This is a genomic window from Neobacillus sp. Soil_C_43, assembly GCF_057656715.1.
Genome location: NZ_JBDGJV010000007.1, coordinates 129561 through 143849, shown reverse-complemented (window position 1 = coordinate 143849; position 14289 = coordinate 129561). Strand labels below are relative to the sequence as shown.

Sequence of the window (14289 nt, the reverse complement as noted above, 5' to 3'; positions counted from 1 at the left end):
ATGTATGTAATGTCGTTGTGATTCACCTGGTTTTTGTGTATTTTTTTATAAATTGCTTCCGTTCCTATTCGTACGTATAGAATCCACGGCCTGTTTTCTTGCCGAGCCAGCCTGCTTTTACATATTTACGAAGCAATGGACATGGACGGTATTTATCGTCGCCAAAGCCTTCATGGAGTGTTTCCATAATGTACAGGCATGTATCTAACCCAATAAAGTCAGCCAAAGTTAACGGCCCCATCGGATGGTTCATGCCCAGTTTCATGACCTCATCAATCGCTTCCTTTGTTGCCACGCCTTCATACAACGTGTAAATCGCTTCGTTGATCATTGGCATGAGAATTCGGTTTGAAACAAAGCCAGGGAAATCATTAACTTCTACAGGCACCTTGCTTAACGTTTTTGTCATGTCTTCAATCACTTGATACACTTCATCCGCTGTTGCCAAGCCGCGAATAATTTCCACTAGCTTCATCACTGGCACTGGATTCATAAAGTGCATGCCGATGACCTTTTCCGGACGCTTCGTCGCTGCAGCGATCTCTGTGATTGGCAGGGATGAGGTATTGCTCGCTAAAATGGTATGCGCCTGAGCAATTTCATCTAATTGAGCAAAGATTTTTGTTTTGATTTCCATATTTTCAACGGCTGCCTCGATGACGAGGTCTACGCCAGCAGCATCGGTTAGATCGGTTGAAACAGTTAGTCTTGCCAGCACTTCCTGCTTTTGCTCCTCGGTCATTCTGCCTTTATCGACGTTGCGGGAAAGGTTTTTATTGATAACCCCTAAGCCGCGTTCCACGAATTCAGGCTTTAAGTCATTTAACAACACGTTATATCCTGCTTGGGCACAGACCTGGGCGATTCCCGAACCCATTTGTCCCGCTCCAATTACCATTACCTTCGAAACCTTCATGTTTTCCCCTCCAGATTGGGGGCTGTTCCCCGCGGACGCAGCCCCCTTTTTTATGAAAAAGTGTCCTTACGCCAGTAAACTGATGTTATCCGACAGTTACGTTACCTTATACGACAGTAAGTCCACGTTATCAGACAGTTACCCCGTGTTATGCGACAGTAAACTCGGGTTATCCGACAGAAACCACCTTATGTGACAGTTAAACCTCGTTCTCCGACAGATAACAGTATCATCCACAGTTAACCCCCGCCATCTGCCAGTAGCGCCAAACACTTATCCTCTCGGCACCTCAATCATCACCGCATCACCCTGGCCACCGCCGCTGCAAATAGCTGCAATTCCGATTCCGCCGCCGCGGCGCTTCAATTCGTGCATCAACGTGATGATAATCCGCGCACCGCTCGCACCAATTGGATGCCCTAGTGCGACCGCACCGCCATTCACATTGACCTTTTCCGGATCTAGCCCAGCAATTTTTCCACTCGCTAACGCAACAGCTGCAAAGGCCTCATTGATTTCAAATAAGTCAATCTCCTCCAAGCTTTTGCCCGTCTTCCTTAAAATCTCATTGATCACAAGGCCCGGTGTTTGCGGGAAATCCTTCGCTTCGACTGCGACAGCCGCATGACCAAGAATCACCGCTCCGATTTCACGACCTTCACGAGCCGCGCGCTCCTCGCTCATCAACACGATGGCAGCCGCACCGTCATTCACCCCTGGTGCGTTCCCCGCCGTAATCGTCCCCGTTGAATTGAATACAGGTGTCAATTTAGCAAGGCGTTCTAACGAAGTATCCTTACGCGGCCCCTCGTCCGTAGACACAACAATCGGTTCCCCTTTTCGCTGCGGCACTTCTACAGACACAATTTCTTCTGCTAACTTCCCACTCTCGATCGCCTCCAGCGCACGAACATGACTTCGTAACGCCCACTCATCCTGCGCTTCACGAGAAATCTCCATTTCCTCTGCCGTTGAATTGCCGTACGTTCCCATGTGAACACCTGTAAAGCCGCAGCTCAAGCCGTCATGAATCATGAGATCCTTCACTTGTGAATCACCCATTCTAAAGCCCCATCTTGCCTTCGGTAAAATGTACGGTGTATTACTCATCGATTCCATTCCGCCTGCCACAATGACCTCTTCATCGCCCGCGCGAATGATTTGATCTGCCAATGTCACACTGCGCATGCCAGACGCACACACCTTATTAATCGTTTCTGTTTTCACTTCCCACGGCAAACCTGCGTGACGAGCAGCCTGGCGCGATGGAATCTGTCCTTGACCCCCTTGTAAAACCGTTCCGAGGATGACTTCCCCTACCTCTTCAGGCTTAATCCCTGCGCGAATCAACGCCTCCTTAACCGCAATTCCCCCGAGCTGTGAAGCCGTGAAGCTGCTTAAAGCACCCCCAAGTTTTCCAAATGGCGTTCTTACTCCGCTCAAAATAACCGTTTTTCCCATTCAAAACACTCTCCCTTTTCCTAATATTCAGTCTTATATTTTCACAAAAATACCCCATCTGTTTCCGGCGACTGAACGCTCGCTCGAAAAAATCTCAAAAAATAACGCAAGCCAGATCGTTTAACAAAAAACTAACTGCCCACGTACGAAAATAAAAAAGGAAATGTAAGCGTTTTATTCTTACTTTCTATTTTACATAAAAAATAGCAAAAGTTGAAATGTTTTACACAAAATTCCTAAAATTTTGAATGAAAATCTCAACCTTTGCTATTCTTCTCATTGCCAATCACAATTACGATGCGATTTCTTTCACTTCTCCACAAACCGCTTTTTCAAGCAACTCAGCGACATCGTAGGTTGCTATTTTCTCTTCCACTTCTTTAGCCTTTGTTCCATCTGACAGCATGGTTAAGCAGTATGGACAGCCAGAACTGATGACAGAAGGATTAACAGCCAGTGCCTGCTCTGTACGGCTCACGTTAATACGATGACCGGTTTCTTCCTCCATCCACATCAAGCCGCCGCCCGCTCCACAGCACATACCCGTTTCTCTATTGCGCTCCATCTCCACCAGTTGCACGCCAGGAATCGATTTTAAGATTTCACGTGGTGGATCATACACATCATTGTAACGACCTAAGTAACAAGAGTCATGGAAAGTAATCTTTTCATTAACTGCATGCTTCGGTACCAAGCACCCGTCACGAACCAGCTCATATAGAACCTCTGTATGGTGGTAAACCTCTGCCTGTAACCCGAAATCAGGGTACTCATTTTTGAAGATATTATAGGCATGCGGATCAATCGTAACGATTTTCTTCACTTCTGCCTTTTCAAATTCCTCAATATTTTTCGTCGCCAGCTCCTGGAACAAGAACTCATTTCCTAGGCGTCTTGGTGTATCACCAGAGTTTTTCTCTTTATTGCCTAAAATGGCGAATTTCACGCCTGCTTCATTCATCAACTTCGCAAAGGAAAGAGCAATTTTTTGGCTGCGGTTATCGTAAGATCCCATGGAACCAACCCAGAAGAGGTATTCGAATTCTTCGCCCTTCTTGTTCATTTCTTTGACAGTTGGAATCTCTACATCCTCGCGAACCTCACGCCAGCTTTCGCGCTCTTTACGGTTTAAGCCCCATGGATTGCCCTGACGTTCAATATTCGTCATCGCACGCTGTGCATCGGCATCCATTTTACCTTCTGTTAACACTAAATAACGACGAAGGTCGATAATTTTATCTACGTGCTCGTTCATAACTGGACATTGGTCTTCACAGTTGCGGCATGTTGTACATGCCCAAATCTCTTCTTCGGTAATGACCTCGCCAATCAAGCTTGGGCTATATGCAAGCGCAGCAGCCGTTTCTTCTGCACCTTGACCAGCTGCAGCTAGAGCAATTTGGTTTCCTTTTGTATTGGAAAAAGCAAACGTAGGCACCCATGGCTGCTTTGACGTTACCGACGCACCATAATTAGTGAGGTGGTCACGCATTTTCACAATTAAGTCCATTGGAGACAGCATTTTACCTGTTCCGGTTGCTGGACACATATTGGTACAGCGGCCACATTCTACACAGGCATAAAAATCAATCATTTGGTGCTGGGTAAAGTCTTCAATTTTGCCAACCCCAAAGGACTCTTGTGTTTCGTCTTCAAAATCCACTTTCTTTAACTTACCTGGTTTTTCTAAACGATTAAAATAAACGTTAGCCGGTCCAGCCAGTAAGTGCGCGTGCTTGGATTGCGGCACGTATACTAAGAAAGTTAATAAGAACAATAAGTGCATCCACCATGCTACATAAAAAATGGTGATGGAGGCTGTCTCTCCTATCCATGAAAAGCCCATTGCAATCAGGGAAGCCACCGGTTCAGTCCATGAAGCCTCTTCACCGTGCCAGATGATGCCCATTCCATTTCCGACCAATACGGAAACCATAAGGCCGCCGATAAACAATAATACAAGCCCAGATTTAAAATTGCGCTTCAATCGAACTAATTTTTCCACATAGCGGCGGTAAAAAGCCCAAATCACCGCAACGAGGATCGTCAGTGTGACGATTTCCTGGAAAAACGTGAAACCTGCATATAGCGGACCAAGTGGCAGATGTGAACCTGGGACAAGTCCTTTCCAAATAAAATCGATGGCGCCAAATTGAACGAGAATGAATCCATAAAAGAACATAACGTGAATAGCGCCGCTCTTTTTATCCTTTAACAGCTTTTTCTGTCCAAACACATTAACCCAAATTTTTTGCAGCCGCTCTTTGACATTGTTATCAAACTCGACCTTTTTCCCCAACTTAATAAATTCAATCCGAGTCTTAACCACATAAACAAATAGGCTGACAGCGTAAGCGGTTACAACTAAAAATGCAATGAGGTTAATCCACAAAAGAACATTCATCATTTAACGCCCCTTTCCCCAGTTCTTACAAGAAAATAGTAAATTTTCTGAACTCTATCTTACCTCTATTATATTATGAATGAGCATTCAGTCAACCAATTTTTGCAAAATTCGTTCGACTTATAGAAATGAACCGGTTCGGAAACACTAATGAAACCGATTGGAGGAAAGATTCTACATGAGCTTGGCCATCTTTTTAAGCGCACTACTACTACTCATCATTATATGGCTCGTATTAGATTTTAGATTAGGACGAAAGAAGCATCTTTCTATTGTTAGTTATATGGAAACAAGCATCCTCCATGGCCATGTGGACATTTTTACACATGGAAAGGAATTATTCGCTGATTATTTCCGAGAAATTCGTCAAGCAACGAAGCATGTTCATGTGCTCTTTTATATTGTCAAAGATGATCCGTTCGGCCAGGAATTTCTCGCTCTTTTAAAAGAAAAAGCACGACAAGGGGTGGAAGTGCGGCTTTTGATTGACCGTCTCGGCAGTTGGAGGATCAAGGCGTCAACGGTAAGAGCCCTTAAAGAGGCGGGGGTCAAATTTGCATTTAGCAACCGCATTAAGTTGCCGTTTCCTTTTTACTCCTCTCAAATCCGCAATCACCGTAAAATTTCGATAATCGACGGGAAAATCGGCTATGTTGGCGGGTTTAATATTGGTAAGGAATACATTGATCAAGACCCAAAGCTAAGTCCTTGGCGTGATTACCATTTAAAAATATTGGGTGAAAGTGTTCATTCATTACAAAGTGAGTTTATGATTGACTGGGCGGAGTATGGGGGTGAAAACCTCCAGCATCAACCGGCCTATTTCCCATCGCTTTCTAAGGGTCCTGTCCGCCATCAGTTTGTTCCAACCGAGGCCGGCATGTTAGAGGAAAAGTTTATCCAGGTGATCCAAAAGGCCCAACATTCCATTATTATCGGGAGCCCTTATTTTGTACCAAGTACACGAGTCATGAAGGAATTGCTTCAAGCGATAAGCCGCGGCGTGTCGCTTACGGTTGTTGTTCCGTATACCGCTGACCATATGCTTGTTCAGGAAGGATCCTATCGTTATTTACGAAAACTGCTAACAAAAGGAGCGGTCGTCTATCAATATAAAAATGGGTTTTATCATGCAAAAACGATGGTGATTGACGATACGATTTGCGACATCGGCACCGCTAATTTCGATAACCGCAGCTTCTTCTTAAACAAGGAAATCAACTGTTATATCTATGACCCTGCCTTTATCAGGCGTGTAAAGGAAGTAATCGAAAAGGACATCAAAGACTCCGCGTTGCTGACTTTAGAAGTCCTGAACATACCCAATCCATTACGGTCACTGAAAGAGAGTTTTGCCCGCTTAATCGCATTTTTCCTATAAGGGGGGGACTGTCCCACGGAGTAGTAACGTATTAAAGCAATGGGGGACTGTCCCCAGAAGGGAGCTACTGATATGAAAATTCGTTTTGGCTATGTTTCGACTGCCATAACTTTATGGGATGCTTCTCCGGCTAAGACACTCACCTACACCCGTTATCAGCAGCTTAGCCCCGAGGAGCGCACAGAAAAGCTGCTGGATGTGACGAGGCAAAATATCGAGCACACGAAACGAATGCTGTATTTCAATCTTGCCCATGAAATTGAAGTCTATCGGATGTCTAGCTCCATTGTCCCCCTCGCCACCCATCCAGAGGTGCGCTGGGACTTTACCACCCCCTTTCAAAAAGAGTGGGAAGAGCTTGGCGATCTGGTTCGGAACAATCATCTGCGGGTTAGCTTCCATCCGAATCAATTTACTTTGTTTACCTCGCCAAAAAACACTATTACCAAAAATGCGGTCATCGACATGAGCTATCATTATCAAATGTTTGAAGCGATGGGGATTGCCGATAAAGGCTTGATTAATATACATATCGGTGGTGCTTACGGGGATAAGCAGGAGACCTTGATTCGTTTTCACCAAAACTTAACCACCCTGCCGGCCCATATTAAACAGGTCATGACGTTAGAAAATGATGATAAGACCTATACCGCAGAGGAAACGCTAGTGGTATGTGAAAAAGAAACCATTCCCTTGGTGTTTGACTATCACCACCATATGGCAAATCTGTCTGAAGCCTCGCTAGAGGAGCTGTGGCCGCGGATTGTCCAGACGTGGGAGCATGTGCCGCATATTCCCAAAATTCATATCTCCTCGCCTAAATCGGAAAAAGAATTCCGTTCTCATGCAGATTTTGTGGATCCGGAATTCATTATGCCTTTTTTACAACTGTTGAAGGAGTCAGGTCAAGATGTCGATTTCATGATTGAAGCCAAGTCGAAAGACCAAGCAGCATTAAAACTCATCGAGGATTTGAGTAAACTGCGGGGATACAAGCGGATTAGTGGAGGGACGATTGAAATAAAATAAGGGGGACAGTCCCCCAGCGGAGTGAAGCTTCATCGCACTGGGGGACTGTCCCCGTTTTCGTTTTATTCCTCTATTAGATTTAAAACAGGCACATCTCTTTCGTTCTCAGGGTCTTTTCTGGAATAAATCCGGGCCATTCTGGTGGTTTCGTCCACGTTTTGAATAATCACTGGCGTTCCATCGTACGTCACGTTAATCATATCGGCTGATTCCATAATTTCCTTTGCTCTTCCAACATTCATGCAATCGGTCACTCCTCACTCATAATTCTTTATTACTATCTGCATTTTTTTGGATAGTATTCATTATTTTGGTTTTTTTATGTGGAATTGTCCCGTTTTATCTCCTCCAAGACAGCGATTTACTCATTTGTTCCATTCACTCGTCTCTTTTTGAGGTTTACTCGTCATTTTTGAAATTTACTCGTCAATTTCCACCTTTTACTCGTCTACTTTCACGATTTACTCGTCTTTTTACCATTTTACTCTCCAAATACCTAAAAACAACAAAAAATGGCCCCCAAATCAGGAGCCACTTTCATAAATAACAATCTACATTTTCTCCGGAGCCGAAACACCAATCAACGCTAAAGCATTCTTCAACGTAATCTGCACCGATCTTACCAACGCAAGGCGCGCCTTCGTACGCTCGACATTGTCCATATCCAGCACCTTTTCCGCATTATAAAAGCTGTGGAACGTCGACGCTAAATCAAAGATATAATTAGTAATGCGGTGCGGCATACGCTTCACAGCAGCCTCCCCAACAGCAGCCGGGAACTCACCAACCTTCTTCAACAAGTCCATCTCTTTTTCAGACGTCACCAATGAAAAATCAGCCGAATCCGCATCAAACTTCACACCCTGCTCTTCCCCTGAACGCAGGATACTAGAAATACGAGCATGCGCATACTGTGCATAATAAACAGGATTTTCATTTGACTCAGACACCGCAAGATCCAAATCGAAATCCATATGCGTATCCGAACTGCGCATCGCAAAGAAATAACGAGTCGCATCGAGGCCGACCTCATCCACCAAATCACGCATCGTGACCGCCTTACCGGTACGCTTACTCATCTTCATCTTTTCCCCGTTCTTATAAAGATGAACGAGCTGAATGATTTCCACTTCGAGCGTATCACGATCATAGCCCAATGCCTGAAGCGCCGCCTTCATCCGAGGAATATACCCGTGATGATCCGCACCCCAAATATTAATCAACTTTTCAAAGCCGCGGTCCAGCTTGTCCTTATGGTATGCGATATCCGGTGTCAAATAGGTATAAGACCCGTCCTGCTTAATCAACACGCGGTTCTTATCATCGCCGAAATCCATTGAACGAAGCCAAGTCGCGCCCTCTTCTTCATAGATATAGCCAGTTGCACGTAACGCGTCCAATGCCTCATCGATTTTTCCATTCTTATAAAGAGACGTCTCAGAATACCACACATCAAAGCCCACGCGGAAATCCTCAAGGTCCTTCCTCAACTTCTCCATTTCAAACTTCAAACCATACTCACGGAAAAACTCAAAACGCTCCTCCTCGGCAACATTCACATACTTATCGCCAAATTCATCAGCCAGCGCCTGTCCGATACCAACAATATCCGCCCCATGGTAGCCGTCCTCCGGCATTTGTTTATCCATGCCAAGCGCTTGGAAATAACGAGCATCAACAGACTTCGCCAAATTATTAATCTGGTTTCCTGCATCATTAATATAATATTCCCGGGAAACTGCATAGCCCGCCTTCGCTAACACATTGCACAGCGAGTCCCCAACAGCCGCACCGCGAGCATGTCCAAGGTGCAAATCTCCCGTTGGATTCGCCGAAACAAACTCCACCTGAATCTTTTGGCCGCCGCCAACCGTAGTTTCCCCGTACTTTTCCCCTGCCTCAAGAACCGTTGGAATCAAATCCGTTAAATACGAATTATTCATATAAAAATTAATAAACCCGGGTCCCGCAAGTTCAATCTTTTCAATCGATGCCTTCGAGCGGTCAAAATGCTCAACCAACGCTTCCGCAATCATCCGCGGCGCCTTCTTCGCCACACGAGCCAGCTGCATCGCCATATTCGTCGAATAATCCCCGTGCGCCTTATCCTTCGGAGTCTCCAGGATTACATCAGGAATCTGGTCCTCCGTCGCAAGCTCTGCCTTCAGAACCGCCGCCCGAATCTCTTCCTTGATCTTACTTTGCGTCATCTCTACTATATTCATTTCTCATCCTCCTCAAAGGTAATTTCTAATCGATATGTACCACCGGGCGAACCCTGCATCTTAAAATCATACAATATATCAATCAAGCCTTGGCCATTTTCAAACGAATGCTCCAACCTTTTGGCCATCGTCAACGTTTCAAACACACCAAACGGCATCTCATAACTTCCGCGAAGCACCTTATTCAACCGAAACGGCAGCCGCATCTTCACCGCACCGCCTCGTAAAATCAATGCGTCCTGATCCGCCACCTTCACAATCGTGCGAACACTACCTTCGTCCTGCACTTCCTCATATTTAAGAAACGAGGCACCATCCTTCTCAAGATAACGGCCAAACACCATCAACTCATAGGTTTCCTTGTCCCCGTCCTGCTCAATCGTCGTTTTCACCTTAATCTTCATTGGAATCTCATGAGTAGACAAACGAAACTGCACTTCCTTTTTTAAAAAGGAACTTTAACCTGTTCTTTCGACTGGTTATAGTCCTCATAATTGACATAAGCGCGTCACCGCATACTTTTTCTATTATAAACATTGTTAGGATACAAATCAAAAGATGCCCGCCCCAATGGGACAGGCACCAATCAAAAACTTTATCTTGGATGGAAACCTATTTCACCCATCCTAAAATCATTTCACGGATTAACTTGCTCGCCGTGTTGGCTGTTTGTTCAGAAGGATCGTAAATTGGAGCTACCTCTACAAGGTCTCCACCCACGACGTTCACTTCTGAACGAGCAATCGCATGAATCGAAGCAAGAAGCTCTTTAGAAGTGATTCCGCCACAATCAACCGTTCCCGTTCCAGGTGCGTGCGCTGGGTCCAATACATCGATATCAATCGTCACATACACCGGACGTCCCGCAAGTGTTGGCAAAATTTCTTTTAAAGGCTCAAGCACTTCAAATTTAGAAATATGCATGCCATTTTGCATCGCCCACTCAAATTCTTCCTTCATACCTGAACGAATTCCGAAAGAATATACGTTTTTAGGTCCGATATGCTCCGCAATTTTACGAATCGGAGTCGAGTGCGACAACGGCTCGCCCTCATAATGCTCGCGCAAATCGGTGTGTGCATCAAAATGGATGATTGCTAAATCAGGATACTTCTTATACATCGCCTTCATCACCGGCCATGAAACAAGATGCTCTCCACCCATACCAAGTGGGAACTTGCCTGCAGCAAGAATTGAATCCACATACTCTTCAATCATATCAATGCTTCGTTGCGGATTTCCAAAAGGAAGCGGAATATCACCCGCGTCGAAATACTTAACCTCTTCCAGTTCACGGTCAAGGTAGGCACTGTACTCTTCAAGACCAATGGAAACCTCGCGGATCCGAGCAGGACCGAAACGAGAACCCGGGCGGTAACTTACTGTCCAATCCATCGGCATCCCGTAAAGAACCACCTGGCTCTCTTCAAAACTCGGGTGACTCTTAATAAACACATTACCCGAATAAGCCTCATCAAAACGCATCAAAAATCCTCCTCCCGGGGTCAGTCCCCCATCACTTTAACGCATCACCAAGTCGGGGGACAGTCCCCCGACCTTTTAACGCGTTACCACATCGGGGGACTGTCCCCCTTATTTGTCCGCCATTATTTCACTAAGTCGCCAACGAATTTAGGCAATACGAATGCTGCTTTGTGCAGTTCTTTTGTGTAGTATTTTGTTTCGATTTCGTGGAAGCGATCTTCGCTTACTTCTAATGGATCGTATTTCTTTGAACCGATTGTAAATGCCCATAGGCCGCTTGGGTACGTAGGAATGTTGGCTACATACAAACGAGTGATTGGGAAGATTTCCTTCACATCACGTTGAACATTGCGAATTAAGTCCGCTTTGAACCAAGGGTTATCTGATTGAGCAACAAAGATTCCGTCTTCTTTTAATGCTTTAGAAATTCCAGCATAGAAGCCTTTAGTAAATAGGTTTACTGCAGGACCAACTGGTTCTGTAGAGTCAACCATGATGACATCATACTCGTTTTCACTGTTCGCAATGTGCATGAAGCCGTCGTCTACACGTACATCTACGCGTGGGTCTTCTAACTTTCCAGCAATTTCAGGAAGAAACTTTTTAGAATACTCGATAACTTTCCCGTCGATATCAACAAGCGTTGCTTTCTTCACGCTTGGGTGCTTTAACACTTCACGAATTACGCCACCGTCACCGCCGCCAACAACTAGTACGTTTTCAGGGTTTGGATGTGTGAATAAAGGAACGTGTGCCACCATTTCGTGGTAAACGAACTCATCTTTAACAGAAGTCATAACCATGTCATCTAATAGAAGCATGTTGCCCCATTCTTCTGTTTCGATCATATCTAACTTTTGAAATTCCGTTTGCTCTGTATGTAATGTTTTATTTACTTTCATTGTGATACCAAAATTTTCGGTTTGCTTTTCTGTAAACCAAATTGACATATTTTATCTTCCTTTCAGTTCATCTCATTTTTATGCAGTCATGTGATTATAAGATAATCACTTCATTTTTTTATGCTACCCAAACTATTGAATTACAAACATAAGAAAAAGTCTAGCAAAATTTAAGAAAAATTTCATTTTTATACGAAAAATGTTTAAAAAGACTCTATTTTTTCAATACTATTACTATCTAAATTTTTATGAGTATTGTCTAGCTGCAGCGCCTAGCCCCTCGGGGTCAAATAACCTTCGGCAGGAAAAGTCAAAAAACGGACTTTTCCTGCCGAAGAACATTTGCCTGTCGGGGCTGACCAAGGCGCTTCCGCTTTTCTAATTGGGGGTGAATCTAATGGAAATCATGACTGATCAAGGGTTTCGGAAGACCATAAAATATTTGCGTGCCTTTATTATCATCAGTTTGATAGGCATGATTTGCATGCTTATTATCTTTGGTAGCATTCTGGCCTACGCAAAGATACTAGGCGCACCTCCGCTCGCGGTTCCGCAATCTACCTTATTTTTTGCAGATGATGGAACCTTGATTGGCGAAAGCAATAGTGGTCAAAAACGGTACTGGGTGCGGTTGAAGGATATTTCACCTGACTTAGTAAATGCGACCGTTTCAATTGAAGATAAAAATTTTTACGAGCATCATGGCTTTGATTTCAAACGAATTGCCGGTGCGGTGATTGCCGACGTGCAAGCCTTTGCCAAAGTGCAGGGAGCCAGCACGATCACCCAGCAATACGCAAGGAATCTCTTTCTTGAGCACGACAAGACGTGGAAACGAAAGCTGCATGAGGCATTCTATACCATTCGCCTCGAAATGAACTATTCGAAAAAGGATATTCTGGAAGGTTATTTAAATACCATCTACTATGGCAACGGTGCTTACGGTGTAGAAGCTGCAAGCCAATATTATTATGGAAAAAAGGCAGCGGACTTAACCTTGGCGGAAGCAAGCATGCTCGCAGGCATTCCAAAGGGGCCAGGCTATTATTCTCCGCTCGCGTCAATGGAGCGAGCGAAAACCCGGCAGCATACTATTTTACAAAGCATGGTCAAAAACAAATACATTTCGAAAAAGACTGCTAAAAAAGCAGTAGAACAGCCGCTCACCTTAGTGGGTGTTCATTCGACTCAAAAGGTGAAGGTTGCTCCTTATTTTCAGGATGCGGTCAAAAATGCGTTGAAAAATCAATTACATTTAGATGACCGCACGATTGCTCTCGGCGGTTTAAAGGTATATACGACTCTTAACCTACACCAGCAGGAAGCAGCAGAACGCCAAGTCAATCAATATGTGGCTAGCACCTCTGAAATACAGGTCGGTTTAGTCGCAATGGATCCGAAGAACGGATATGTGAGGGCCATGATTGGAGGACGCGACTATGAGAAAAGTCCTTTTAACAGGGCGATTCAAGCCGTTCGGCAGCCAGGTTCGACCATCAAGCCTCTGTTGTATTATGCGGCACTTGAGCAGGGGTTTACCCCTTCCTCGACCATGAGAAGTGAATTTACAACCTTCCATTTTGATGACGGCCAGGCAGATTATACCCCGCATAACTTTAACAATAAGTATGCAGATGGAGAAATTACACTCGCTCAAGCGCTCGCCGTATCTGATAATATTTTTGCTGTGAAAACTCATCTATTTTTAGGAGAAGATACATTAATTAAGGCCGCCAAGCGTTTCGGCTTGTCTACAAAAATGGCAGAGGTCCCGTCGCTTGCGCTAGGAACCTCAGGTGTTCGGGTAATCGAGATGGCTAATGCCTACAGCCTGTTTGCAAACGGTGGAAAACGTGTAAACCCAACCTTTATTACAAGAGTAGAAGATTATAATGGCAATGTCATTTTTGAAAAAGAAAATCAGACTGAAAAGGTATTAGATCCAGCCAAGGCATATGTCATGACGCAAATGCTAACGGGAATTTTTGATTCAAAACTAAATGGCTATGCCAAGGTCACTGGAAGTACGGTAATTAAAAACATTACCCGTCCCTATGCAGGAAAATCCGGTTCTACCGAAACCGATAGTTGGATGATTGGTTTTTCGCCACAGCTCGTGACGGCTGTGTGGGCAGGATATGATATTGGGAAGCCGCTTGAGCTTATAGCAGAGAAGACGTACGCCAAGAAAATTTGGGCGAACTTTATGGAGGAAGCTTTAGATGGAAAGCCAGTCAAAGCGTTTAAACCGCCAAAAGAAGGAGTCGTCGGCGTTTACGTGAATCCGGCAAACGGCAAGCTGGCAACAAAGGATTGCCCAGTCCGCCGTTTCACTTATTTTGTTGCCGGTACGGAGCCAACTGACTATTGCACCGAACACATTAAAAATCCTGATTCAACCAAAAAGAAGGACAATAAGAAGGTCCCTTGGTATAAAAAGATTATGCCTTGGAATTAGAAAAGCGGAAGCGCCTTGTTCAGCCCCG

Annotated in this window: 11 protein-coding genes; 3 read left to right on the top strand and 8 right to left on the bottom strand. The window is 44.7% G+C overall.

Features of this window, described 5'->3' with window-relative positions:
* Positions 1-64 precede the first annotated feature (64 nt).
* The 3 genes from AC3A54_RS11805 to AC3A54_RS11795 all read right to left on the bottom strand — a co-directional run bounded on the left by AC3A54_RS11805 (position 65) and on the right by AC3A54_RS11795 (position 4781).
* Entirely contained in the window at positions 65-916 is an 852-nt protein-coding gene (locus AC3A54_RS11805; RefSeq protein ID WP_487654605.1) for a 3-hydroxybutyryl-CoA dehydrogenase, read from the bottom strand.
* Between the two features lie 273 nt (positions 917-1189).
* Positions 1190-2377, bottom strand: a complete 1188-nt coding sequence (locus AC3A54_RS11800; RefSeq protein WP_487654604.1) for an acetyl-CoA C-acetyltransferase — start codon at positions 2375-2377, stop codon at positions 1190-1192.
* A 292-nt stretch (positions 2378-2669) separates the two neighbouring features.
* A complete protein-coding gene (locus AC3A54_RS11795) occupies positions 2670-4781 on the bottom strand; it encodes a heterodisulfide reductase-related iron-sulfur binding cluster (RefSeq protein WP_487654646.1) in 2112 nt (703 codons plus the stop codon).
* A gap of 178 nt (positions 4782-4959) precedes the next feature.
* On the opposite strand from AC3A54_RS11795, the gene cls reads away from it, so the two are divergent.
* Both cls and uvsE read left to right on the top strand, forming a co-directional pair.
* Positions 4960-6162, top strand: a complete 1203-nt coding sequence (gene cls / locus AC3A54_RS11790; RefSeq protein WP_487654603.1) for a cardiolipin synthase — start codon at positions 4960-4962, stop codon at positions 6160-6162.
* A gap of 72 nt (positions 6163-6234) precedes the next feature.
* Positions 6235-7191: a UV DNA damage repair endonuclease UvsE gene (gene uvsE, locus AC3A54_RS11785; protein ID WP_487654602.1), complete on the top strand. Its 957-nt coding sequence runs from the start codon at positions 6235-6237 to the stop codon at positions 7189-7191.
* A gap of 62 nt (positions 7192-7253) precedes the next feature.
* Here uvsE and AC3A54_RS11780 read toward each other — a convergent pair whose 3' ends face one another.
* The 5 genes from AC3A54_RS11780 to speE form a co-directional block, all read right to left on the bottom strand.
* On the bottom strand, positions 7254-7433 hold the full coding sequence (locus AC3A54_RS11780) for an H-type small acid-soluble spore protein (RefSeq protein ID WP_308081781.1): 180 nt from the start codon (positions 7431-7433) through the stop codon (positions 7254-7256).
* A gap of 309 nt (positions 7434-7742) precedes the next feature.
* A complete protein-coding gene (gene argS / locus AC3A54_RS11775) occupies positions 7743-9416 on the bottom strand; it encodes an arginine--tRNA ligase (protein ID WP_487654601.1) in 1674 nt (557 codons plus the stop codon).
* Positions 9413-9841, bottom strand: coding sequence for a YwiB family protein (locus AC3A54_RS11770; RefSeq protein ID WP_487654600.1), 429 nt, complete (start codon positions 9839-9841; stop codon positions 9413-9415). The genes argS and AC3A54_RS11770 overlap by 4 nt, the downstream gene beginning before the upstream one ends.
* Before the next feature lie 187 nt (positions 9842-10028).
* Positions 10029-10901 carry an agmatinase gene (speB, locus tag AC3A54_RS11765; RefSeq protein WP_487654599.1) on the bottom strand — a complete coding sequence of 291 codons (873 nt, stop codon included), beginning with the start codon at positions 10899-10901 and terminating at the stop codon, positions 10029-10031.
* Positions 10902-11023: 122 nt separating this feature from the next.
* On the bottom strand, positions 11024-11851 hold the full coding sequence (gene speE, locus AC3A54_RS11760; protein WP_308081777.1) for a spermidine synthase: 828 nt from the start codon (positions 11849-11851) through the stop codon (positions 11024-11026).
* A 349-nt stretch (positions 11852-12200) separates the two neighbouring features.
* Between speE and AC3A54_RS11755 the strand changes: the two genes are divergently transcribed.
* Entirely contained in the window at positions 12201-14261 is a 2061-nt protein-coding gene (locus AC3A54_RS11755; protein WP_487654598.1) for a transglycosylase domain-containing protein, read from the top strand.
* The last annotated feature ends 28 nt before the right edge of the window (positions 14262-14289 follow it).

Excerpts from the sequence above, each read along its gene's own strand:
- AC3A54_RS11805 (WP_487654605.1), bottom strand. The coding sequence starts at position 916 with ATGAAGGTTTCGAAGGTAATGGTAATTGGAGCGGGACAAATGGGTTCG.
- AC3A54_RS11800 (WP_487654604.1), bottom strand. The coding sequence starts at position 2,377 with ATGGGAAAAACGGTTATTTTGAGCGGAGTAAGAACGCCATTTGGAAAA.
- AC3A54_RS11795 (WP_487654646.1), bottom strand. The coding sequence starts at position 4,781 with ATGAATGTTCTTTTGTGGATTAACCTCATTGCATTTTTAGTTGTAACC.
- cls (WP_487654603.1), top strand. The coding sequence starts at position 4,960 with ATGAGCTTGGCCATCTTTTTAAGCGCACTACTACTACTCATCATTATA.
- uvsE (WP_487654602.1), top strand. The coding sequence starts at position 6,235 with ATGAAAATTCGTTTTGGCTATGTTTCGACTGCCATAACTTTATGGGAT.
- AC3A54_RS11780 (WP_308081781.1), bottom strand. The coding sequence starts at position 7,433 with ATGAATGTTGGAAGAGCAAAGGAAATTATGGAATCAGCCGATATGATT.
- argS (WP_487654601.1), bottom strand. The coding sequence starts at position 9,416 with ATGAATATAGTAGAGATGACGCAAAGTAAGATCAAGGAAGAGATTCGG.
- speB (WP_487654599.1), bottom strand. The coding sequence starts at position 10,901 with ATGCGTTTTGATGAGGCTTATTCGGGTAATGTGTTTATTAAGAGTCAC.
- speE (WP_308081777.1), bottom strand. The coding sequence starts at position 11,851 with ATGTCAATTTGGTTTACAGAAAAGCAAACCGAAAATTTTGGTATCACA.
- AC3A54_RS11755 (WP_487654598.1), top strand. The coding sequence starts at position 12,201 with ATGGAAATCATGACTGATCAAGGGTTTCGGAAGACCATAAAATATTTG.